Origin of the sequence: Staphylococcus devriesei, from assembly GCF_002902625.1 — a bacterium.
Classification (GTDB): domain Bacteria; phylum Bacillota; class Bacilli; order Staphylococcales; family Staphylococcaceae; genus Staphylococcus; species Staphylococcus devriesei.
In genome coordinates this window covers 28,189-49,646 of sequence record NZ_PPRG01000039.1, presented here as the reverse complement: position 1 = coordinate 49,646, position 21,458 = coordinate 28,189, and the positions used below count along the sequence as shown (strand labels likewise).

The window sequence follows — 21,458 nt, the reverse complement described above, 5'->3', positions numbered from 1 at the left end:
ATCGTAATTACATCTTTTATGCTTAATAATTACGTATCTTTTTATATCTTTGCTTCCAAACTTTAATAAAGTCAGGTGCAAACGGCCCTTTCTTTTGTTCAATCCATTGTTGAAGAATATCAACATTGCGACGTAAGATAACGTCAATATCAGAAGGATAATTCATTTGATTCATATGTTGTTCATATTCATCTTCATCTAACAAGTGATATTTTCCATTAGGATAAACCTTAATATCCAAATCGTAATCGATATATTTTAACGCTTCCTCGTCACAGACAAAAGGTGAAGATAAATTACAATAATAATAGATACCGTCTTCTCTAAACATACAAATGACATTGAACCAATATTCTGAATGAAAGTATACAATCGCTGGTTCTCTTGTAATCCAAGTCCTGCCATCACTTTCAGTAACTAACGTATGATCATTGCCACCTATGATAACATGATCCGTACCTTTTAATATTGTTGTTTCAGACCATACTCTATGAATGTTGCCATCATGTTTGTAACTCTGAATTTTTATATTTTCGCCTTCCTTAGGTATGGACTCTTTAACCATACTCCACACCACCTTTTATTATTTTCGCACTTTAGATTATAGCATATTTTTAAGGTAGTCTTTAGAAAGGAATGGTTAAAATATTAATGGATTTAAATTTAGATTGTGACTTATCTATAGAAGTTAACCATTAATGAATTCATATACTTTATTCATAGATACGGGCATTGTGTAATTTTGTCGCTTATCTAAATCAAACCAAGTCATATTTTTCTTATTTATTTCTTTTTCTGAAAGATTTACTTCCTCAATTACACTATATACTTGCATATTCCAAGTTTTATGTGTGAATTGATGTTTGAATTGGCATACTTTTTCTTCAGCAATATTTAGTGACATGCCTAACTTTGCTTCTAATTGTTCTAGTGCATTAGGTTCCTCAAACATTAAAAATTGCCACATACCGTTTAATAACTTTTCTTGACGTTTCTCAATGAGATAGTGCCCTTTATTATTTCTAATTAAAAATATACTTTGTTCTACAGTTTTTTTCTTAACGTTTTTAGTTTTAACTGGAAGTTCTAAAACAGTGCCCTCTTTGAAGGCTTCACAATTTTCTTGTACAGGACAAAATAAACATAATGGATTTTTAGGTGTGCATATCAAAGCCCCTAGTTCCATCATCGATTGATTGAAAGTCCCGGCCTCTTCATTAACATATGGTTGTAATTCCTGTTCAAAAGCTTTTCGCGTTGATTGTAATTTAGTATCACGTGCATCGTTATTTATACGCGACCATACTCTAAATACATTTCCATCTACAGTAGCAAGCGGTTGATTATACGCTATACTCATAACAGCTGCTTGTGTATAGGGGCCTACGCCTTTTAACTTGCCAAATTTTTCAGGAGAATTCGGCACGAGGCCTCCATATTCCGCTTCTACTTCTTTAATAGCAGTATGGAAGTTTCGTGCACGACTATAATAACCTAGTCCTTCCCAATATTTGAGCACCTCGTCTTCGTGGGCTTGACTTAAATCTTCAATTGTAGGAAAACGTGTAATAAATCGGTGATAATAATCTATAACTGTTTTCACTTGAGTTTGTTGCAGCATTACCTCACTTAGCCATATATAATATGGATTAGTAGTTTCTCGCCAAGGCATTGTTCTTTGATTTTTCTCGAACCATGTTACTATATTTTCTTTAAAAGAGTGCTCTTGTAACATCAACATTTTTCCTTTCTACTGCTCTCACATTTATTGAATGTAATTCAATGTGCTAAATTATTTAATATTTTGTTAAGTCTCTTCATTTTGTTATTGTAACTTTTAGATTATAATATAAATTAAATTAAGATGAAAAGAGTGAACGTTTATGGATACAGCCACACATATTGCAATGGGTGTCGGGCTAACTGCATTAGCCACACAAGATCCTGTGATGGCTAATACAATGGTAGCTACTGCAACTACACTTATTGCTGGATCTTTAATCCCTGATGGTGATACAGTTTTAAAACTAAAAAATAATGCTACATATATTTCCCATCATAGAGGGATTACACATTCGATACCTTTTACTATTTTATGGCCCATATTGATTGCATTCTTTATTTACGTCATTTTTCCTAATGTAGATACCACTCATATATGGTTATGGGCACAACTTGCAGTATTTTTACATGTATTTGTAGATATCTTTAACTCATATGGCACTCAAGCATTACGGCCAATAACGAACAAATGGATTCAACTAAGCGTTATTAACACGTTTGACCCCATCATCTTTAGCATTTTATGTCTTGGAATTATCATTTGGTTATTGGGTGTTCATCCGTTCTTGGTCTTTTTCCCTATTATCGGCGTATTAATTGTGTATTATATTATTCGTTTCCAAATGCAAGCTATTATTAAAAGACAAGCGTTAAAACAAATTCAACAACAACATAACCCAGTAAAAATCTTTGTGGCGCCTACAATGAAATTTATGGAATGGAGAGTCGCTATCCAAACTGAAGAACATGATTATGTAGGTAGAGCTCACGGTCGTAATGTCGTATTTAGTGATAAAGTGAAGCGTCAAAACTTTTCTCCTGATACATTATTATGGCAACTTAAAAGCAACTCTGACATTAGAACATTTTTAAACTTTTCTTCAATCTATCGTTGGCAAACAAGAAGATTAGATGATGATACCACTGAGATAAGACTTATAGACTTGAGATATTTAAATAAAGGGCATTATTCCTTTGCCGCAATTGCTCATGTCGATAATGATAATAATATTGACCACTCGTATATTGGATGGGTTTTCAGTGAAGAAAAGTTACAAAAGAAATTGTATTCACATTAATCTAATAACTCTCTAATTTATTTAAAAACTAATATTTCTATTATTGATTGCTAAACTAGTAAAGGCTGAGACATTTATCTAAGTGTCTCAGCCTTTTCCTACGATTAGTCAGTTGATTAGAATCAGAGAACACTAATTCTATATCATTTCATTTACAACTGCATTATAACAACGTAATGTATATGATTAAATTGTTAATAGATTACTATTTCTTTTTTTAATTTTCATTTTTTGTTGTTATAGCGTCTTGTGAGTATCTATATTTTTTATGTGCAACATATCTCATTATCATAAAATTTAGTGTTCCTAATATAACTAAAAAAATTAAGAAGTAGATATGATAAGTCACATTATATATATTAATTGCTCCAAAAATAGCTGAAGTTGCCGAACCGTCCACTATATAATAGAACGGATTTAGCTTTAGAACTTGATTCAATAAATTTGTTTTAGTACTAGGTAAGTAAAGTATTGGTAACAGTAAAAAGCTTACAATACTACCTACTATAAATGCTGTTATTATCTTTTTACTTAGAATGTCGAGTAATCCTAATGTAACCGTAATCAAAATCATACTTATTATAGTCATCAATACGAAAAATAAATATGCTAGCATTGATGTTTCAAAGTTAATAGGTTTAAAAATCGCGATAATTAATGTTAAAACCATCAGAATAATATTTCCAACTAAAATATTAGCTATCGTTGTTACTAAGGGCGTTAATTGAAATGATTTTGTGACTAAATAATCTCGACTATATTCTCTATATGACTTATAAACTGTAGCCATAATCGTGCTAAATGATATAAATGTAATCATTCTATATAACCATCTAGCCTTAACAATTTCTTCGATTTCCATTATTGAAAGTGAGATGACCACAATCGCTATAAGTATTAATTGAGCTACAAATAGAGTTATAAACCACTTTTTAGTATCAATAATTCGTTGTTTAGCGAATTTCATGAGTGATGGAAAAAAATTAAAATATAATAATAAATTATCTATCATTTTTACACCTACAATTCAATATAAATCCATTTGCTATCATTCATATCCGCAATAAGATAACCATTGTCCGTTTTCACAATCCATAAATCTTGAGTAATGTGATATTTATCTTTTAGTTTATCTTTATCAACTATTGGAAAAACAAATCCTGTTAATTTATTTTGATCATTAAATAGCATATCAATGGGTTGTTGCGTCACTGCAACCACGTAGCGTGAATCTTCATCAGGCACTAGTGTTTTCTTAACTTGTTCGTGCTTTTTATGTAATTGACTATTAAAATAATCGACATAATCACTATAATTAGACTTCATATATGGAGCTAGAGTACTTAATGAATGCAACTCGTATAACGCAGCTGGATTAAAATATTGAAGTTTACTTTTCCCTATTTCATAATCTTTATCATTCATTGTCACCTTATACTTCTTGGAGTTTTCACCCGTGATTGTAACAAATGTATATTTAGGTATTTTAATATTAGATGCTCCATTAAGTGTGATCGAATCATTCATGACAATACCGTATGCAAGCTTTTCTTCAAAAGGATCTTTGTTCTGAACTTTTTTCTGTGTTTCAATCGTGGGTGCTTCGATAATTCCAATATTATTCATTACTAAAGCACCGATTAAAATGAGTGCTAATACACTTGTGGTAAGTATCGTCCAAAATTTAACAACAAATTCTGGAACTTTAGCGTTCTTATACCGTTCTACGCGTTTAAAGTTATAACTCATATCAGGTAAACGACTGCGACTTTCTTTCCAATCTAAATCAAAGTTTTGTTGTTCCTCTTCATTATCAATACTTAATCTGTCCCGCTCGTGGTCCTTAAATATTGGTAATACTTGGTTTAAAGAACCTTCCATTCTTACTTGGCCATGTGATATCCAAGCTACATAGTTACTAACTTGAGCAACCTTATTAATATCATCATCAATAAGTATGAGAGATTGATTATCAGAAATATAATCTTTAGAAAGTTGTTTTGCTTTTTCTAGAAAAGAATCGTCTAGATGTTCAATAATATGATTTAGAATTAGCACCTCGGCACGGCATACACGCGCGAGACTTAGTATTAATTGTGCAAATTCTGTATGACTTAATTCATTGATTTTCACAGATGCTTTCTCATCTAAATGAGCGTATTTAATAATTTGTTCTATGTTATGCGATGATGTTTCATATGTAAATAACTGTTGAATATCTTTAACATATTCTTTAACAGTAATGTGAAGTAAATGTTTATCTTTAATATCTCCATAATACGTGGAGGCAGATTTCACCATTTTACCTCTATCGGGTTTGATATCGCCAGCTATAATTCTACCTAATAACGTTTTAGATGAGCCAGGTTCTCCAATAATAGCTAATGCTTCACCTTGATAAATGTGCAAGGAGATTTTGTTTAATTCAATATCTTCTGCATCATATCCAAAAGGTAAATACCATTTTCTATTTTTCTTATTTCTATAATAATGTGTAACATTAAGTAACTTTAAAATTATTGAACTTCCCATTCGTGTTACATCCTTCTAAATTTTTAATAAAGCAAGTGGCAAACCTTCTTCAGGAGATGAACTATTAATTCTATATCCCCAAGCAAATATGCCTTTTAAGCGTTCTACTTTAAAATATTGGTCACTGCCATCGTTTAATTTATACATTCTGCCAAGCTCAACCTTTGTACGGTCAACTAAGTAACTTTCAGCGACAATAACTTTACTTTGATATACATCATATTCGTTCATAATACCGTTCATTTCAGCTTTACGCATTTTTTCTCTATATGTTTGAATTTCATGTCTAATCTCTTGTTCTGACATTTCATTTAGTCTCTTGTTATCCATCTGAAATACCACTTTCTTCTAATTTAATTTTAATTTTATCATACTTATATCCTTTTCTCATAAGAGACTCAATTGTTTTCATTACCAACATTTGGCCATCATATTTACGGCGTTGTTTAGTATAAACTTTTTCCAAATCGTTTGCTAATAACTGATCAATGGCTTCTTCGTCTTGGGTGAAATCCAATTCACCCAAAGCTTGTTGCGCCACTTCCATTGAATAACCTTTTTGAATGAGACTTTGTAAAACTTTCTGTTTGACCTTTGAAGCGAGTCCTTTTTTTGTGCGCATTATTTTCTCTGCAACACCTATGACCGCTTCTAATGATTGTTCTTCTTCATATAGTGCTACATAATTAGCAATAATATTAGGTTCAATACCCACTTGGTATAATTTTTGCTTATATATTTCCGGACCTTTATCAGTAGTATTTAGCATTGTATTTTTTAAGCTTTCTGCATAATCATCATGATTAATATACATTTCTTTATAACAATAATCGATAACTTGCTGAATAGCAGTGTCACTTATTTCATTTTTAGCAAGATGTTGTCGTACTTCTTTCTCTGTTCTTTTCTTGTAGGAGAGATATTGAATCGCCATGTTAATGCCTAATCTATAGTGCTCATGTTTTTGGATTAGCTCCATATCTTTAGGTTCAACGATTTGACCCTTTTTCAAATTAAATTTAACTAATGTATCAATATCTATTCCCATTTCAAATTCTCCGTCTAAGAATAGATTAAATCGTTCTTTATTTTTCTTTTGTACTTCAATTTTAGTGATTTTAGGCACCTTTTCCCCTCCTTCTTAAATATGGAGAATAAACTGTACAATACCCTTTCAATAAGATGATGAGTTTATATCTTCCTCTACTCATTTCCGGTTTATTCTTACCAAAATATTATCTCAAGCTCACATAACTTATTCTATAATAGTATTATCATGTCTCAAAGTATTTTATCCATTAAAAAGAAGAGATTGGAGCAAAAGTATTGATGTTCCAGTCTCTTCGTTATATTAATAATTATTAAGTTGTGATAGTGCCTCTTGGTATTGATTGTCAGAAATATAATTTTGTTGTTTCATCTTTTCAAGATTAGTTTTAATACGATTTTTAAAATTATCCGACATATTACTAATATCATACACACTTGGTGCATTAACTTTACTAGCTAAAATGGCGCTTTGTAAAACTGTAATCTGAGAGCCATTACCGTTATTTTGGTTCGTAGTAGTACCAAAGTAATAATTTGCTGCACTCTCTATTGTATATTGGTTACTACCGTAATAAATATTATTCAAATAAAAACTCAGAATTTGATTTTTACTATATTGTTGCTCTACTTTATGTGCAACAAAAAGTTCTTTTAACTTTCTAGTAAAAGATTGTTCATTATCATAGTAATAGTTTTTTACCGTTTGTTGAGTAATAGTACTTCCACCTTGCACATCATGTTCACCAATTGTTGAAAACAATGCTCGTGTTGTACCTTTCAAATCAAAACCGTGGTGTTTGTAAAATCTTTCGTCCTCCATAGAAATGAAAGCGCCTTTTACATAATCAGGCATATTATCTACAGAAACATAGCTATTTTTATTTTCAATTGATTGTAAATCATCAACATTCGCTCTCGAAGATAAGAAATACATTAGACCGGTAAATAATGCGAAAATAAGAATAAAGGTTAAGAATATTCTTAGGAATATGCGTTTACTTTTCTTTTTTTTAGGTGGTTTACCTACAGGCTCGTAATACGTATTATAATGTGGTTCATTACGATACTGAGTATGTCTTTCAGGCGAGTTATGATATCTTTGGCTTCTTTTCATGCGCTAGCTCCTTTACTTAAACTCACTCTATAATTGAGAGTTTAACAGTAGTTGATATATTTAGCTATACTTAACGCTAAAAATCAGTCCCAAGGTGTACATGGCCTGATACCTTAGCACGAGTGTTTTTAATTAATAACCATGTAATGAGCAATATTGAAAACTAATATATTCCTTTAAATTTATAACTCTAATTATTTGATTCTTATAATATAAAAAACCTAGGACATTTAACTAAAAATGTCCTAGGCTCTTCAATAATTACTACTCATCTATAAATTAATCTTCTAATTGTTTAACAATTTCTCTATTGAAATCGTCTAAGTCATCTGGTGTACGGCTTGTAACGATGTTGTTATCAACAACTACTGATTCGTCAACAACATGAGCGCCAGCGTTTGATAAATCTTTACGTACATTTAGTACTGCAGTTAAAGTACGACCATTTAAATCATCAGTATCCACTAAGACTTGTGGACCGTGGCAAATTGCGAATGTTGGTACATCATTTTTAGTGAAATATTTAGCAAATGCGCCATAACGGCCTTCAGCATCACCACGTAAGTGGTCTGGTGAAAATCCACCTGGAATTAATAAGCCATCATAGTCTTCTGGTTTAGCATCAGCAATACTTACGTTTACAATAGCTTTTTCGCCGTGTTTACCTACTACTTCTGCGTTTGCAGTATCTCCAACGATTTCTGTTTCAAATCCTGCTTCTTCTAAAGCTTCTTTAGGACTTGTTAATTCTATATCTTCAAATTCGTCTGCTAAGATAATTACTACTTTTTTAGCCATGTGTATATCACCTTTCTTAATCGTATTATATTGTAAGTATAGACACTTTTAAGAGGTTTTAAACATATGACGTTAGTTTAAATTAATTTTCCTTAGATACTGATTTTACTTTTTCTTCTAATTGGTCTAATAAACCAATCCATTCATCAATATCTTCCACACTTACTTCATCCGGGTTCACATGATCAATGTCTTCTAAGAATTTTGATAAGCGTGTTTTAATTTGGTCAATCGTTAGTTGTTCGTCCATAAAATTTGTCTCCTTTAAATATCTATTTTATTTAATATTTACGTTAGTTTTATCCTAACAGAATTTGACAAAAAGGGATATAATCTTAATAATGTTTACTGTACTTTTTAGCAACGTATAAAGGAATTTAAATGTTTAGGAGTAATAAATATGTTGATGACAAATCAAAAAAAGCCTATTTCTATTAAGAATGACCCCTGGGAAGCTTATAACGATATAGAAGAACATGGCAAATTAACATTAAGTAATATAGAATTTACAACTACAAATTTATGTAATATGCGTTGTAGCCATTGCGCTGTAGGCTACACATTACAAACGAAAGATCCTGACCCTCTACCTATGGATATTATTTACCGTCGATTGGATGAAATTCCTAATTTACGTACAATGTCAATAACTGGTGGAGAGCCTATGTTCTCTAAAAAATCAATTAAAAATGTAGTTAAACCACTTTTAAAATATGCGCAAGATCGTGGTATTTATGTTCAAATGAATTCTAATCTAACGCTTCCACAAGACCGTTACTTAGATATCGCTGAATACATAGATGTAATGCACATTTCTCATAATTGGGGAACTATCCAAGAATTTACTAATGTTGGTTTTGGGGCTATGAAAAAACAACCACCATTAAAAGCTAAATTAAAATTATATGAACAAATGTTGAATAATGCGAGTACTTTGTCAGAACAGGGAATGTTTGTATCAGCTGAAACTATGCTAAATCAAAGCACTTTGCCCTATTTAGATAAAATTCATAAAGAAATCGTTAATGATATGAAATGTAGTCGTCATGAAGTACATCCGATGTATCCTGCCGACTTTGCTAGTCAACTTAATGTCTTATCCTTAAAAGAAATGAAACAGGCTATTCATCATTTATTAGATATTCGCAATGAAGATGTATGGATGTTATTTGGTACTTTACCCATCTACCCTTGTATTAATGATGAAAATGACCAAGCTTTACTACAACGATTAAGAGATGCCAAAAATGTGACGATGCGTAACGACCCTGATGGACGTAGCCGATTAAATGTAAATGTCTTTAGTGGAGATGTTATCGTGACAGATTTTGGGGATGAGAACGGCACGATTTCTAACATTAAGCGTGATAAATTAACAGATGTCTTCAATAAATGGCTAACATCTGATTTAGCTCAATCATTAAATTGCCATTGTGAAGCTTTCCATTGTTTAGGGCCAAATGTGCTAGTAAAAAATATGTACTACCCTCATACAGACTTTAAACAAAAAGAGATTGAAATGCATACGGAAAGTATATTTAGTTAATATGAAGTAATTTATATATAAAAGCAGCAGATTCTATTTTAAATCAATAGAATCTGCTGCTTTTTTATTATATTAGATATTATGACTTTATATTTCTTCTATATTTTGGACGTCTGATAGAAAATCAAGTGTTTTTTTACTTTCTTCACGTCGATCTTTTCTTCGTTGAACACGACTTGGCGCGCCTTCATAGAACCATTTTTCAATTTTAGTTTCTGGATAAACTTGTGGTACTTTTGTAGGTTTACCATTATCATCTAAAGCTACGAAAGTTAAAAAGCTAAGCGCCGCTAAATGTCTTTCTTTATTTAGTACATCTTCAATAATAATCTGAACACAAATTTCCATAGAGCTTTTACCAGCATAGCTTACCATAGCTTCATACGATGTGATTTCTCCAGTTTTAATTGGTCTAAGAAAATCCATTGAATCCATAGAAGCTGTAACAACTTGCGCATTAGCGTGTTTCATTGCTGTAATTGCAGCCACCTCATCAATATTAGACATTAATGAACCGCCAAACATTGTATGATGATGATTCGTATCTTGCGGAAATACTTGTTTCGCTTTTATACTTTTTGATTCAGACATTGATTTTTTATTTTCTTGAGAATTTGACATGTATTCTGCTCCCTCTATATATTCTATTTTTTATGAGTTATTGTGCCCAATTCCCATTTTCAAAGACTAACTCCTTAGAGCCATCATGAAGAATACCGTAAATGGTTAAATCTGAACTACCAATCATAAAGTCTTCATGCACATTGGAATCATTTAAGCCACTTGCGATTTTTTCTTCAGTAGTCATCTCTGTTCCACCTTTGACATTAAAACCATATGCAGAACCAATGGCTAAGTGGCAAGAGGCATTTTCATCGAACAGTGTATTGTAAAAGATTGTGTTACGGTTTGAAATTGGTGAATCGTCTGGTACAAGTGCAACTTCCCCTAAACGATTAGAGCCTTCGTCAGTATTAATTAAGTCTTTTAATACTTCTTCACCTTTATCTGCTTTAAAATCAACAATTACCCCATCTTTGAAAGTTAAAGTAAAACCGTCAATAATATTTCCGTTATAACTTAGTGGAAGTTTATTTGTGACATGACCGTTAACATTATTTCGATCAGGGGCAGTAAAGACTTCCTCTGTAGGAATATTAGCGATAAAAGCTTGTTGATTTCCATTAACATAACTTGTAGCATCTTCCCAAATATGATTTTCTGGCAAGCCAACTACTAAATCTGTACCTTCTGAAATGTAATGTAGTGCTTTATAATTTTTTTGTTGTAAACGTTTAGCATGAACACTTAAATCATTCACATGTTGTTTCCAGTTATCAACTGGGTTATTTCCATCTACTCGTACAATGTCAAAGACTTCATCAATGAATTTAGCATAAGCCTCTTCTTCAGACAATTCTGGGTACACTCTTTTAGCCCAGGCTTTTGAAGGAAATGCAGCTACAACCCATGGAAACTTATTCTTTTGACTACCTTCCATGTAACCTTTAAAGGATTGAGCATACTTTGTTTGGTAAGCTTTTAACTTTTCAGCATCTATACCATTTAATAAATCAGGATCTTCTGTTAAGAGTGCTAAATTAGCAGCGCCACGATTGGCATAATTCATTCGTTCCTCTACATCGAAATCTTTAATTTCAGTAGTCTCGAAGTGTTCAACAGGTTCATATTCAAACTTCAAGCGTTTTAATGTTGGATCTGAATAAACTACTCTTACGTCAGAAGCACCAGCTTTGTATGATTCTTCTACAATTAAATGGGTTAATTCTGTTGCGTCAACTGATGATCTTATGAAAACGGGTTGCTTAGGTTGTATATTCATACCCACTTTTACTAGCAGTTCAGCATATTGTTGTAACTTATCTTGATAATTTGAATTTGTCATTTAAATTCCTCCTTAGTCTTGACGTAAATTACCTAATTCGTCAGCTATTGCTGTAACTTCACTCGGTGAAAATGAATCTTTTGACATGACAAAATCATGAATTTCTTCTATATCTTGTTGATTAGAATTTTTAAATTTATCTGGATTTAATAATCCTTGATTTACTATATTTAATTTTTTTCTAATATTGGCAATCATTTCTTCATTACTTTGCGCCATTCTTCTCACCTCTTTAATACAACATTTTATCAGAGTATGAAAATTTAATAAACTTTTATAGAAATTGACAAAGTTATGTCTTTCTAAATGTTTAAAATACCTATAAAATGGTTTTATATATAATAGTTTGGAGGTATACAAGATGGTAGATGTAGCATTTGTCTGTCTCGGAAATATTTGTCGTTCTCCTATGGCTGAAGCGATTATGCGTCAGCGTTTAAAAGACCGAGGTATTTCCGGTGTTACAGTTCATTCACGAGGCACTGGTCGCTGGAATCTTGGAGAACCGCCTCACGAAGGAACTCAAGACATTCTGAATCGTCATAATATCTCATATGATGGTATGATTAGTGAGCTATTTGAACCAGATCATGATTTTGATTATATTATTGCAATGGATCAAAGTAATATAGACAATATCAGATCGATTAATCCCAATTTAAAAGGACAATTGTTCAAATTGCTAGAATTTAGTAACATGGAAGAGAGTGATGTGCCAGATCCATATTACACAAATAATTTCGAAGGCGTGTATGAAATGGTACAATCATCTTGTGACAATCTAATTGATTACATCGTAAAAGATGCAAATTTGAAAGAGGGGTAAGTATTATGCAAAATAAATTAATTCCTGGTATTTTAATTGGCGCTATTGTTGGTGGTGCTGCTACATTAGCTGACAAATCAACTCGTAACTCATTAATACAATCTGTAAAAGATATGAAAGAAGGTAACCGTTCTCGTAAACCTTCTAAAGTCAGTTCTATCAAAGACGAAGTATTATACTGGAAAGATACTATCGAAGAAATTCGTCGTAACAATCCAGAGTTAGAAAAATCAATTAAAGATGCTAAAGATACTTTTGTAAATCGCAAAAATAATCGCATCGGTAAATAATTGATTGATTTTAAGGGTTGGGACAAAGGCGAAAACCATTCATGTCCCGACCCCTTTCTTTTAAAATAAAAAGTTATCGTTTTATAGAGGAGGACATTATGTCGAATAAAAATCAATCAAGTTCGAACTATCTTAATTCTGTGAAAGAACAGCAAGAAGAAGAGCAAGATAAAATTAAGGTTGATCGTACTTATGTAGAACCACAAGAATTCCAATCAAAAGAACCGAAAAAAGATAATCAGGTTTTCTTTGTGTCACGATTAAATAAACCTGCAAAATATACAAAGAAATCAAATTTTATTTCTTATCTAATTTATCGCATTGGTAAGGATGATGCTTCAGGTTTAGCAGCACAGATGACTTATCACTTCGTCTTAGCGCTATTCCCAATGTTAATCTTCTTATTAACATTATTACCATTCTTCCAAATCGATCCTCAACAAATTAAAGATTTAGTTAGTCAAAATGCACCATCTGAAACAGCCGATGTAGTATCAAGAATCTTTGAAGATATCACGAAAAATTCAAGTGGTAGTCTACTTTCTGTTGGGTTATTATTGGCAATCTGGTCAGCATCAAATGGTATGTCAGCGATTATGAATTCATTCAATGTTGCATACGATGTAGAGGATGCACGTAACCCTGTTGTTCTTAAAATTTTAAGTGTAGTTTTCACTATAGTTATGGGAATTGTATTAGCTTTAGCGTTAACACTACCTACATTTGGTGATTTTATTAAAGAACGTTTATTTGGCCCTTTAGGCTTAAGTAATGAAGTCGCATGGGTATTTGATTTAGTTAGAATTGTTCTACCGTTTATTGTTATTCTTATTTTATTCTTAACTTTATATTCAGTAGCACCAAATGTTAAAACTAAATTTAAGTCAGTATTTCCCGGTGCACTATTCACTTCAATTATATGGTTAGTCGGTTCATTTGCGTTTGGATGGTACTTATCTAACTTCGGTAACTATTCTAAAACGTATGGCAGTTTAGCTGGTATCATCATCTTGCTATTATGGTTATACATTACTTGTTTCATTATTATTATTGGGGCAGAAATCAATGCTATTGTACATCAAAGACATGTGATTAAAGGAGAAACTCCAGAAGAAGCTGCATTAGTACATGATGATAACAACCAAAACCACTATAACGAAGATACAACGTATGAATATAAACGTACTCAACCTGGTAAGGATGAGAATTATAATATCGATAAAGATGACGATGATGATAACGTTGAAGAAAAAGAATCGTTAACTGATAAAATTAAAGATAAGTTTACTTCAAATAGCGATAATGAAGATAATAAGAAATCATAATTCAATATTAGAAATTGAAGTGTAGAAATCATTAACAGTTTTTAATTTGAGGCACTTGTTTATAACTTTCAACCTTCTTATATCTAAATTCATTACAAAAATGCTCTTAAATGACATCTATAGAAGTCATTTAAGAGCATTTTACTTATTAAAAGATGGTGTTTATTGAATTAAGTTATGTTGGAATGCATAAATAACTGCTTGTGTTCTATCTTGTACTTCTAATTTACTTAATATATTACTTACGTGTGTTTTAACTGTTTTGATTGTAATATGAGATGCGCTTGCGATTTCTTGGTTGGAATATCCTTTAGCAATTAATAGTAAAATTTCCATCTCACGCTCAGTTAACATTTCATATAATTCAGCGCGTTTTTTCATTCTGTTACGCATTTTGACTAGCACTTCAGGTTCGAAGACTGATTCATCATTATAGGTCTTACGTACAGCATCGGCTATGCCACTCGCACTTGTTGTTTTTAAAATATAGCTATCTACTCCTGCATCCAGGGCTCTATAAACTTCTTTATCTTCAATAAAACTTGTTAACATGACTACTTTTATATGTGGCAAATCTTTTTTTATTTGCATTGTAGCCTCAACGCCATCCATATCTTCCATTAATAAATCCATTAAAATTAAATCAGGTTGTAATTCATGTGCCTTGGCTATGGCGTCTTTTCCCGATTCACCTTCTCCTACGATTTCAATATCTGATTGCGTTGATAAATAACTTGAAATTCCAATTCTAACCATTTCATGGTCATCTACAAATAACACTTTAATCGCCATATGAATCATCCTCCTTATTTAATGGTGCTTTTACTTCTATACGCGTTCCTGAATCAGGTAATGACACAATGTGGAACGTAGCCCCAATCTCTAATGCACGTTCTCTCATATTTTTTAAACCATAACTTTGTTCAACTTTTTCATCAACATTAAATCCTTTACCATTATCTTGTATTCTTAATAACAAATAATCTTGTTGGTTAAATAACTCTACCGTAACCTTTGAACCATTAGAATGTCTCAATGTATTAGATATTGCTTCTTGAGTAATTCTAAACAAATGATCTTCAATCCCTTTAGGTACTTTAAAGTCTTGAATATCATGTATAACTTTCATAGGAACCTTTTTCTGTAAATCGATAACTAAATCTTTAATACCTTCACCAAGCGTTTTATCTTTTAGTCCTAGTGGGCTTAAATGTAATAATAATGCACGCATTTCTAGTTGAGATTCTTGAACCATTTTTTCAAGCACAGGTATTTGTTGGTCGAGTGGTGGTTCTAATTTAGTTTCTTTAATTGCTGATAACATCATGCTTGCTGCGAAAAGTTGTTGACTTACTGAATCATGTAATTCGCGAGCTAAACGTTGACGCTCATCTTCAATTATTTTTTTAACTTTAACATCATTCATATTATAATTTTCATTAGTTAAATTTTGAGTTTTAATTCTCAAACGATGTAATTCTTGATTTAAGGGTACTAATGTTTGATAAAGATCTACTGTCTCATTGTATAATTCAATATTTTGATCATTAATACCTACAGTTTCCCCTTCGATTGCATGTTCAATTTGTGATTTAATCCAATGATTTTGTTGATTAATCTTGTAGGCTAATATCGAACCTACAATAATACATAATAAAATAATTACTAAATTTAAAAACAAGAAGACAGGTATGCCAAATATTTGCGTATAAAACATCCCTTGAAAATAGATAATATTTACAAATACTTTATCTATAAATAAGAACGCAGTAAACATGCTATACACGAGTATAAGCATGGAACCTATAGCTCTTAAGTAGTGATTCATCGATAAATCACCTCTACATCTCCTATAAACGTTGATACGTAAATATTCACATTATAATTCTCTTCTTTAGGTTTTTCTTCAACTTGGATATGATTATTTTCTACTTTATAGGATTGACCATTAACGTATCCAGTACCATAGAATGCTGCCATATGTAGATTAATATTATAGTTTAATGGGACCACTAGTTGTACTTTTCCTAAAATGTGTCTAACTACAATCGTATTATTCTCTTTAATATTAGCAGCTTTCGTCATATCAATGTGTACATCTCCGACCCCGTGTTGGATTTGCACATCTTCCCATTTATAGACATAAATTGGTGTACGTTGCTCTCCAAACCACTTCTGTTTTATAAATTGTGGTGAAGTAACCTCGTCTTCAGAAGCAACAATTTTTAATGGTTTAAATTTAAAAATTAAATACCTAACAATCACAATCACTAGGAAAATAAACAATATAATAATCGTGTACTTATTCGATAATAAGGTAAACGCTATCAACAAAGCACCTATCCAAAACGCTAATAGTCCTCTTACTTTATGAAAGTAAAGGTATCCAACATAAACTAAAATGCATCCTAGCAAGAGAACGAATAAGTAGCCAATTTTCTCAAAAAAGATATAGTAAAAATTAGCAATGATCATTAATGCTGTGAAAATGATTAATAATTCTGTCGATATATATTTACGTGTCAACACGTCGCCTCCTATCTTTCTTGATTATTTAAGCTACCATACTCATTTGTTCAATGATGTCATATTGTCCTAAGGTAGTAATTCTTTCTTTCGCGCAACGATGTATATCCTCTTCTATTCTTGCGCAATATGCTTCAAACATATCTAATTGATTTTTTAAATCTTCAATTTCATAATTATTAATTTCTTGAGCATGTTTAATATTATAAGTATTCGCTATATCAATATACTTATTTTCTAATGTAGCAGATAAACTGTCAATCAACTTATTCATTTGAAGTTTTTTCTTATTTAAATATACTATGTATGTTTCAATACTTTTAAGTTTATTATCTAAAAGCATTCGATACTCGTCGATATTTTGTTTAATTACTACTTTTAAAAAATGTTGTAAGTACACATCCATATAGTTCATAGAAACACCTCATTCTTAATTAAGCTTTATTATAGTACATCGCTTCATGAAGGAATATAGGCTTAGGAACCATATTTAACTCATACTTAAGCACTACTTAAAGATAGTAATTTTCAATGAAATTAAATGATACGCTCATAATTATAGCGTAAGAAAGATATTGTATTATTATCTCTCTCACGCTATAACAATTAGTCTATTTTAGTTGTTAGCACTGGGCCGTCTTTAGTTACGATTACCGTATGCTCAATTTGAGCTACAAAGCTTTTATCTTTAGTTTCAAATGCCCATTCATTTTTACCTTCTGTTACAAATGTAGCCTTAGAAGAAATAAATGGCTCAACTGCGATTACTACACCTTCTTTTAAAAGCGTTTTATCTTTAGGGTCATAATAATTCATGACATGATTAGGAGCTTCATGTAACGATTGACCTACGCCATGTCCAGTTAAATTTTTAATAACTGTTAAATCATTTTGACGTGCGGTGGCATGTACTGCTTTACCAATATTACTTAATTTAGTTCCTGGTTTGACTTTAGCCATAGCATTTTCAAAAGCCATTGTCGCCACATCACACACTTTTTGTTTGAGAGGATTATCCGCTTCGCCTACTACAAATGAAATACCTGTGTCTGCGTAGTAGCCATTTTTCAAGGCTGAGACATCGATATTAACCAAATCTCCTTCGCGGATGATACGTTTACCAGGAATGCCGTGCGCAACTTCTTCATTAACACTAATACATGTTTGGCCTGGGAAATTCTCATCGTGAATAGGTGCTGAAATTGCACCATGTTCTTCGAATAACGCTTTCGCAATATTATCTAACTCTTTCGTTGTAACTCCAGGTTTGGTAGCCTCTTGCATTGTATCTCTTACTTTTGCACAAATATAACCTATCTCTTTTAAGGCTTGTAATTCTTCTTCTGTTTTTACAATCATATTATCCCGTTCCTTTTTAATTGATATTACATCTTATTATACCAAAAATTTTTTGATATACTAAACGTGACTAATAATGAAACGTAAATAATTTTCAATTTCACACTTATTACAATGATTATTTTCGTGCAACGAGAGGATTTATGACATGGATAAATGGTATAAACGGATTATTGGCGCTAGAACGATTAAAACAGGATTGGCTACTTTCTTAACATCTCTATTTTGCTTAATGTTAAATTTGACACCTATCTTCGCCATTCTAACCGCGATTGTCACTATTGAACCAACCGCTAAAGCATCTTTAAAAAAAGGCTATCGTAGATTACCGGCTACTGTTATTGGGGCATTGTTTGCAGTAGTATTTACTTTCATCTTTGGGGATCAATCACCGCTATCATATACCTTCAGTGCTTTATTCACTATTCTATTATGTACTAAATTAAATTTACAAGTAGGTACGACCGTTGCTGTTTTAACTTCAGTAGCTATGATTCCAGGAATTCATGATGCCTATTATTTTAATTTCTTTTCTAGATTGCTTACTGCACTAATCGGATTGGTAACTGCCGGAATAGTTAATTTCCTCGTTTTACCGCCTAAATATTATCATCAAATAGAAGATAATCTGACATTATCCGAACATAAAATATACGAATTATTCGCTTTAAGATGTAATGAATTACTATTAGGCAAATTTCATTCTAATGATAGTAATGAGTTATTGACTAAATTAACTGCTATTATTGATAAAACTGAAACCTTAACCGGTTATCAACGTGATGAATTACGCTACCATAAAAATAAAGAAGATGAGTGGAAACGATTAAAACATATTTCTAATAGATCTTATGTAGACTGTCTCCTCACAACCCACCTTTCAAATATTATCTATTTGCCTAAAAATGTAAATCTCATCTTTACTACAGAGGAAAAAATGGCAATTATTAAAATAAGTAATAGTATCCATGATATTCCATTAAATGATTACTTTGAACGTCAAAAGAAATCCGCTTCTACACTAAAATCTTCAGTTAAATTACTTGAAGAATTCGACCAAAATCAAATTAAAAGTCACGTAATTTATGAAATATTATTGATTTATAAATTGCTAGACAATCGATTTAAAGATAAATAACAAGAGCAGGACAGAAATCTAAGAAAAATTTTATGATTTCATTGTCCTGCTTATTTTTGTTTATTATTTATTTTTAACTGAACGATCTATAATTACTTGTTTAGCCGCTTCTTCTTCAGTATTATCTAACTGTTTAGGCTCAAAAGGTAGACCTTTACGTTCACATGCTTTTTCTAATAAATAATCAGTTAGTTCATGATTTTTCGGCAAAATTGGTCCATGCAGATAAGTGCCTAATAAGTTCTTATAATGGATACCTTCTTGCTTATCATCATCATTATTACCATATCCTACTGTTACATGGCCTAGTGTGCCAAAATTATGATGTGTACGACCACCGTGGTTTTCGAAACCGACAATAGTGCCAAACGTGTCACTTTCAATTACGATATCGCCTGTTAAACGATCGGTACGTGATTCAGTATAAAAATCTAAAATTCCTAAACCTTCAAGCTCAGTTCCATCTGGTGTAATATACTTTGTACCTAAAAATTGATAGCCACCACAAATTGTTAAACCTGGCATACCATCTTCAATAGCATCCTTAAGTACTGTTTTAATTTTACTTAGTTCTTTAGTAGCAATGCTTTGTTCTCTATCACTACCGCCACCAATGAAGAAAATATCGCATTCTTCAAGAGTCACGCCCTCAGTTTCATTGATTTCTACTACGTTTAATTTAATGTTGCGTTTTTTAGCTCTTTGTTTTAGGGCTATAATATTCCCAATGTCACTGTATAAGTTTAATTTATCTGACATAAAATGATAAATCGTTAATTCATGCATATTAATTGCCCCCTACAAATGAACGGTTTAGTTGTTCAACCATTGGTGATAATGAAGTATAGTTAGGAATTGCTACGGTGAAGCCACTGTAATTCATAGTTAACGCTGTCGCTTTATAAATATCTTTCTCGAGAATAATAGGAACATCAACTTCGGCTAATTTTAAACGTAATTGCAATTCTTCGGCACGTGTACCGGTTACAATGATAGCTTCAATATCTTGATCATTTAATTTTTCGAAGTCTGCATCATAAATCCAAGAGGTATCACGCCCATCTGCAGCATTGTCGTTTAAGCTAATAACATACACCTTTTTATCACCCAACTGCTCTCCTACCGATAAGCTTGCATTCATACCAGCCGGATTCTTCGCTAAGTTTATCATCGCTTCTTTTTGATTCATTTTAAAATATTGCATACGACCATTATCAGACATATACGTTTCAAAACCTTTACGTATAGCATCATCGTTAAGACCTAGTTCTTTTAACACTGAATATGCTGCTAAAGCATTATATGCATTGAAGTCACCTGCTATTTTCATATCAAATATTTCGTCATTCATATTTAATTTTAAGAATGGTGAGACATCAAATGAAGTTATTTCATACTTAGGAGTTTCACGTTTAAAACCACATGTACAATGATAATGACCAATTTGGTTATAATGTATGTAATCATATTCTAGTAATTTACCACAATTAGGACAATACTTACTTTCATTCATACTGCTCTGTTCAAATTCATGCGCATGTGCTTTCATGCCATAATAAACAATCGTCTCACTTGCAATCTTTAAACGACTTACAAAAGGATCGTCCGTATTGAGAAGCAGTTTAATCCCTTTATTACTAATAGATTTCGCAGTATTATTGACCATAATATCAATTTCTCCAAAGCGGTCCATTTGGTCGCGGAAAAAGTTAGTAAATACGAACATAGAAGGTGTTACTTCTTTAAGAACACGAGGGATAGAGCCTTCATCTATTTCAATCACAGCTACTTTAGTCTGTTTCGTGCTTTGCATAATAAATGCCGAAGTAATACCAGCAGCCATATTGGCCCCTTCATTATTATGAATAATATTAATGTTATTTACTTTCAAAGTATGGCCTATCAAGTTAGAGGTAGTCGTTTTACCGTTTGTACCACTTATAAATACAATGTCGTCTACTTGAGTAGCTAATTTACGTAATATATTTTGATCCACTCTACGAGCAATTTGGCCGGGCAAGTCTGTCCCTTTTTTACCAGCTGCGATACTTGCTTTACGTGCCAACTTTGCCAAGTGGGTTGCAGTCCATTGTCTCATGTGTTTCCTCCTTGTTTAAATCACTCGAATAATTATAACATGTAACGGGTATAACAAAAAATATTCTCAATTAAAATTAACAACTTGCA

Annotated in this window: 25 protein-coding genes; 6 read left to right on the top strand and 19 right to left on the bottom strand. The window is 31.8% G+C overall.

Going from position 1 to position 21,458, the window contains the following annotated elements:
- Positions 1–22 precede the first annotated feature (22 nt).
- Both ntdP and mutY read right to left on the bottom strand, forming a co-directional pair.
- Positions 23–565: a nucleoside tri-diphosphate phosphatase gene (gene ntdP, locus CD147_RS06900; RefSeq protein WP_103166685.1), complete on the bottom strand. Its 543-nt coding sequence runs from the start codon at positions 563–565 to the stop codon at positions 23–25.
- A 123-nt stretch (positions 566–688) separates the two neighbouring features.
- A complete protein-coding gene (mutY, locus tag CD147_RS06895) occupies positions 689–1,735 on the bottom strand; it encodes an A/G-specific adenine glycosylase (RefSeq protein ID WP_103166684.1) in 1,047 nt (348 codons plus the stop codon).
- Between the two features lie 148 nt (positions 1,736–1,883).
- Here mutY and CD147_RS06890 point away from each other — a divergent pair, with 148 nt between their 5' ends.
- On the top strand, positions 1,884–2,861 hold the full coding sequence (locus CD147_RS06890) for a metal-dependent hydrolase (protein WP_103166683.1): 978 nt from the start codon (positions 1,884–1,886) through the stop codon (positions 2,859–2,861).
- A 217-nt stretch (positions 2,862–3,078) separates the two neighbouring features.
- Here CD147_RS06890 and CD147_RS06885 read toward each other — a convergent pair whose 3' ends face one another.
- The 7 genes from CD147_RS06885 to CD147_RS06855 form a co-directional block, all read right to left on the bottom strand.
- Positions 3,079–3,873: a teichoic acid transporter gene (locus tag CD147_RS06885; RefSeq protein ID WP_103166682.1), complete on the bottom strand. Its 795-nt coding sequence runs from the start codon at positions 3,871–3,873 to the stop codon at positions 3,079–3,081.
- An 8-nt stretch (positions 3,874–3,881) separates the two neighbouring features.
- Positions 3,882–5,393 (bottom strand): ATP-binding cassette domain-containing protein, encoded by a 1,512-nt coding sequence (locus tag CD147_RS06880; protein ID WP_103166681.1) that lies wholly within the window; start codon positions 5,391–5,393, stop codon positions 3,882–3,884.
- Positions 5,394–5,408: 15 nt separating this feature from the next.
- Entirely contained in the window at positions 5,409–5,723 is a 315-nt protein-coding gene (locus CD147_RS06875) for a YfhH family protein (protein WP_103166680.1), read from the bottom strand.
- Entirely contained in the window at positions 5,716–6,519 is an 804-nt protein-coding gene (recX, locus tag CD147_RS06870) for a recombination regulator RecX (protein ID WP_103166679.1), read from the bottom strand. Before recX ends, CD147_RS06875 begins: the two co-directional genes overlap by 8 nt.
- 225 nt (positions 6,520–6,744) lie before the next feature.
- Complete coding sequence (gene sgtB / locus CD147_RS06865) at positions 6,745–7,557, bottom strand: monofunctional peptidoglycan glycosyltransferase SgtB (RefSeq protein WP_103166678.1); 813 nt, start codon at positions 7,555–7,557, stop codon at positions 6,745–6,747.
- Between the two features lie 279 nt (positions 7,558–7,836).
- Positions 7,837–8,355, bottom strand: coding sequence for a type 1 glutamine amidotransferase domain-containing protein (locus CD147_RS06860; RefSeq protein WP_103166677.1), 519 nt, complete (start codon positions 8,353–8,355; stop codon positions 7,837–7,839).
- A gap of 82 nt (positions 8,356–8,437) precedes the next feature.
- Positions 8,438–8,605: an SE1561 family protein gene (locus CD147_RS06855; protein WP_103166676.1), complete on the bottom strand. Its 168-nt coding sequence runs from the start codon at positions 8,603–8,605 to the stop codon at positions 8,438–8,440.
- A gap of 156 nt (positions 8,606–8,761) precedes the next feature.
- On the opposite strand from CD147_RS06855, the gene yfkAB reads away from it, so the two are divergent.
- Positions 8,762–9,901: a radical SAM/CxCxxxxC motif protein YfkAB gene (gene yfkAB, locus CD147_RS06850; protein ID WP_411841054.1), complete on the top strand. Its 1,140-nt coding sequence runs from the start codon at positions 8,762–8,764 to the stop codon at positions 9,899–9,901.
- Between the two features lie 87 nt (positions 9,902–9,988).
- Here the strand turns inward: yfkAB and CD147_RS06845 are convergent, their stop codons facing one another.
- Genes CD147_RS06845 through CD147_RS06835 form a run of 3 tightly spaced genes read right to left on the bottom strand, consistent with a single transcriptional unit; the run spans position 9,989 to position 12,026 of the window.
- Positions 9,989–10,522 carry an acyl-CoA thioesterase gene (locus CD147_RS06845; RefSeq protein WP_103166674.1) on the bottom strand — a complete coding sequence of 178 codons (534 nt, stop codon included), beginning with the start codon at positions 10,520–10,522 and terminating at the stop codon, positions 9,989–9,991.
- A 37-nt stretch (positions 10,523–10,559) separates the two neighbouring features.
- Positions 10,560–11,807: an aminopeptidase gene (locus CD147_RS06840; RefSeq protein ID WP_103166673.1), complete on the bottom strand. Its 1,248-nt coding sequence runs from the start codon at positions 11,805–11,807 to the stop codon at positions 10,560–10,562.
- Positions 11,808–11,819: 12 nt separating this feature from the next.
- Positions 11,820–12,026 (bottom strand): DUF1128 domain-containing protein, encoded by a 207-nt coding sequence (locus tag CD147_RS06835; protein ID WP_103166672.1) that lies wholly within the window; start codon positions 12,024–12,026, stop codon positions 11,820–11,822.
- A 142-nt stretch (positions 12,027–12,168) separates the two neighbouring features.
- On the opposite strand from CD147_RS06835, the gene CD147_RS06830 reads away from it, so the two are divergent.
- The 3 genes from CD147_RS06830 (at position 12,169) to CD147_RS06820 (ending at position 14,248) form a co-directional block, all read left to right on the top strand.
- Positions 12,169–12,633: a low molecular weight protein-tyrosine-phosphatase gene (locus CD147_RS06830; protein ID WP_103166671.1), complete on the top strand. Its 465-nt coding sequence runs from the start codon at positions 12,169–12,171 to the stop codon at positions 12,631–12,633.
- Between the two features lie 5 nt (positions 12,634–12,638).
- Positions 12,639–12,923 carry a YtxH domain-containing protein gene (locus CD147_RS06825; protein WP_103166670.1) on the top strand — a complete coding sequence of 95 codons (285 nt, stop codon included), beginning with the start codon at positions 12,639–12,641 and terminating at the stop codon, positions 12,921–12,923.
- Between the two features lie 98 nt (positions 12,924–13,021).
- On the top strand, positions 13,022–14,248 hold the full coding sequence (locus CD147_RS06820) for a YihY/virulence factor BrkB family protein (protein ID WP_103166669.1): 1,227 nt from the start codon (positions 13,022–13,024) through the stop codon (positions 14,246–14,248).
- 162 nt (positions 14,249–14,410) lie between these two features.
- On the opposite strand, the gene vraR is transcribed toward CD147_RS06820, so the two are convergent.
- From vraR to map, 5 genes are all read right to left on the bottom strand, one after another.
- Complete coding sequence (gene vraR / locus CD147_RS06815) at positions 14,411–15,040, bottom strand: response regulator transcription factor VraR (protein ID WP_103166668.1); 630 nt, start codon at positions 15,038–15,040, stop codon at positions 14,411–14,413.
- Positions 15,030–16,076 (bottom strand): sensor histidine kinase VraS, encoded by a 1,047-nt coding sequence (gene vraS, locus CD147_RS06810; protein ID WP_103166667.1) that lies wholly within the window; start codon positions 16,074–16,076, stop codon positions 15,030–15,032. The genes vraR and vraS overlap by 11 nt, the downstream gene beginning before the upstream one ends.
- Positions 16,073–16,774 (bottom strand): cell wall-active antibiotics response protein VraT, encoded by a 702-nt coding sequence (gene vraT / locus CD147_RS06805; RefSeq protein ID WP_103166666.1) that lies wholly within the window; start codon positions 16,772–16,774, stop codon positions 16,073–16,075. Before vraT ends, vraS begins: the two co-directional genes overlap by 4 nt.
- A 28-nt stretch (positions 16,775–16,802) precedes the next feature.
- A complete protein-coding gene (locus CD147_RS06800) occupies positions 16,803–17,189 on the bottom strand; it encodes a hypothetical protein (RefSeq protein ID WP_103166665.1) in 387 nt (128 codons plus the stop codon).
- Between the two features lie 191 nt (positions 17,190–17,380).
- Complete coding sequence (map, locus tag CD147_RS06795; protein WP_103166664.1) at positions 17,381–18,133, bottom strand: type I methionyl aminopeptidase; 753 nt, start codon at positions 18,131–18,133, stop codon at positions 17,381–17,383.
- 148 nt (positions 18,134–18,281) lie between these two features.
- On the opposite strand from map, the gene CD147_RS06790 reads away from it, so the two are divergent.
- Positions 18,282–19,271, top strand: coding sequence for an FUSC family protein (locus tag CD147_RS06790; RefSeq protein WP_103166663.1), 990 nt, complete (start codon positions 18,282–18,284; stop codon positions 19,269–19,271).
- A 63-nt stretch (positions 19,272–19,334) separates the two neighbouring features.
- Here the strand turns inward: CD147_RS06790 and gatD are convergent, their stop codons facing one another.
- Positions 19,335–20,057 (bottom strand): lipid II isoglutaminyl synthase subunit GatD, encoded by a 723-nt coding sequence (gatD, locus tag CD147_RS06785; protein WP_103166662.1) that lies wholly within the window; start codon positions 20,055–20,057, stop codon positions 19,335–19,337.
- A 1-nt stretch (position 20,058) separates the two neighbouring features.
- Complete coding sequence (gene murT, locus CD147_RS06780; RefSeq protein WP_103166661.1) at positions 20,059–21,369, bottom strand: lipid II isoglutaminyl synthase subunit MurT; 1,311 nt, start codon at positions 21,367–21,369, stop codon at positions 20,059–20,061.
- Positions 21,370–21,458: the final 89 nt, after the last annotated feature.

What these genes read in the sequence shown, in the direction of transcription:
- ntdP (WP_103166685.1), bottom strand. Translation starts at nt 565, where the DNA reads ATGGTTAAAGAGTCCATACCTAAGGAAGGCGAAAATATAAAAATTCAG.
- mutY (WP_103166684.1), bottom strand. Translation starts at nt 1,735, where the DNA reads ATGTTACAAGAGCACTCTTTTAAAGAAAATATAGTAACATGGTTCGAG.
- CD147_RS06890 (WP_103166683.1), top strand. Translation starts at nt 1,884, where the DNA reads ATGGATACAGCCACACATATTGCAATGGGTGTCGGGCTAACTGCATTA.
- CD147_RS06885 (WP_103166682.1), bottom strand. Translation starts at nt 3,873, where the DNA reads ATGATAGATAATTTATTATTATATTTTAATTTTTTTCCATCACTCATG.
- CD147_RS06880 (WP_103166681.1), bottom strand. Translation starts at nt 5,393, where the DNA reads ATGGGAAGTTCAATAATTTTAAAGTTACTTAATGTTACACATTATTAT.
- CD147_RS06875 (WP_103166680.1), bottom strand. Translation starts at nt 5,723, where the DNA reads ATGGATAACAAGAGACTAAATGAAATGTCAGAACAAGAGATTAGACAT.
- sgtB (WP_103166678.1), bottom strand. Translation starts at nt 7,557, where the DNA reads ATGAAAAGAAGCCAAAGATATCATAACTCGCCTGAAAGACATACTCAG.
- CD147_RS06860 (WP_103166677.1), bottom strand. Translation starts at nt 8,355, where the DNA reads ATGGCTAAAAAAGTAGTAATTATCTTAGCAGACGAATTTGAAGATATA.
- CD147_RS06855 (WP_103166676.1), bottom strand. Translation starts at nt 8,605, where the DNA reads ATGGACGAACAACTAACGATTGACCAAATTAAAACACGCTTATCAAAA.
- yfkAB (WP_411841054.1), top strand. Translation starts at nt 8,762, where the DNA reads ATGACAAATCAAAAAAAGCCTATTTCTATTAAGAATGACCCCTGGGAA.
- CD147_RS06845 (WP_103166674.1), bottom strand. Translation starts at nt 10,522, where the DNA reads ATGTCAAATTCTCAAGAAAATAAAAAATCAATGTCTGAATCAAAAAGT.
- CD147_RS06840 (WP_103166673.1), bottom strand. Translation starts at nt 11,807, where the DNA reads ATGACAAATTCAAATTATCAAGATAAGTTACAACAATATGCTGAACTG.
- CD147_RS06835 (WP_103166672.1), bottom strand. Translation starts at nt 12,026, where the DNA reads ATGGCGCAAAGTAATGAAGAAATGATTGCCAATATTAGAAAAAAATTA.
- CD147_RS06830 (WP_103166671.1), top strand. Translation starts at nt 12,169, where the DNA reads ATGGTAGATGTAGCATTTGTCTGTCTCGGAAATATTTGTCGTTCTCCT.
- CD147_RS06825 (WP_103166670.1), top strand. Translation starts at nt 12,639, where the DNA reads ATGCAAAATAAATTAATTCCTGGTATTTTAATTGGCGCTATTGTTGGT.
- CD147_RS06820 (WP_103166669.1), top strand. Translation starts at nt 13,022, where the DNA reads ATGTCGAATAAAAATCAATCAAGTTCGAACTATCTTAATTCTGTGAAA.
- vraR (WP_103166668.1), bottom strand. Translation starts at nt 15,040, where the DNA reads ATGGCGATTAAAGTGTTATTTGTAGATGACCATGAAATGGTTAGAATT.
- vraS (WP_103166667.1), bottom strand. Translation starts at nt 16,076, where the DNA reads ATGAATCACTACTTAAGAGCTATAGGTTCCATGCTTATACTCGTGTAT.
- CD147_RS06800 (WP_103166665.1), bottom strand. Translation starts at nt 17,189, where the DNA reads ATGAACTATATGGATGTGTACTTACAACATTTTTTAAAAGTAGTAATT.
- map (WP_103166664.1), bottom strand. Translation starts at nt 18,133, where the DNA reads ATGATTGTAAAAACAGAAGAAGAATTACAAGCCTTAAAAGAGATAGGT.
- CD147_RS06790 (WP_103166663.1), top strand. Translation starts at nt 18,282, where the DNA reads ATGGATAAATGGTATAAACGGATTATTGGCGCTAGAACGATTAAAACA.
- gatD (WP_103166662.1), bottom strand. Translation starts at nt 20,057, where the DNA reads ATGCATGAATTAACGATTTATCATTTTATGTCAGATAAATTAAACTTA.
- murT (WP_103166661.1), bottom strand. Translation starts at nt 21,369, where the DNA reads ATGAGACAATGGACTGCAACCCACTTGGCAAAGTTGGCACGTAAAGCA.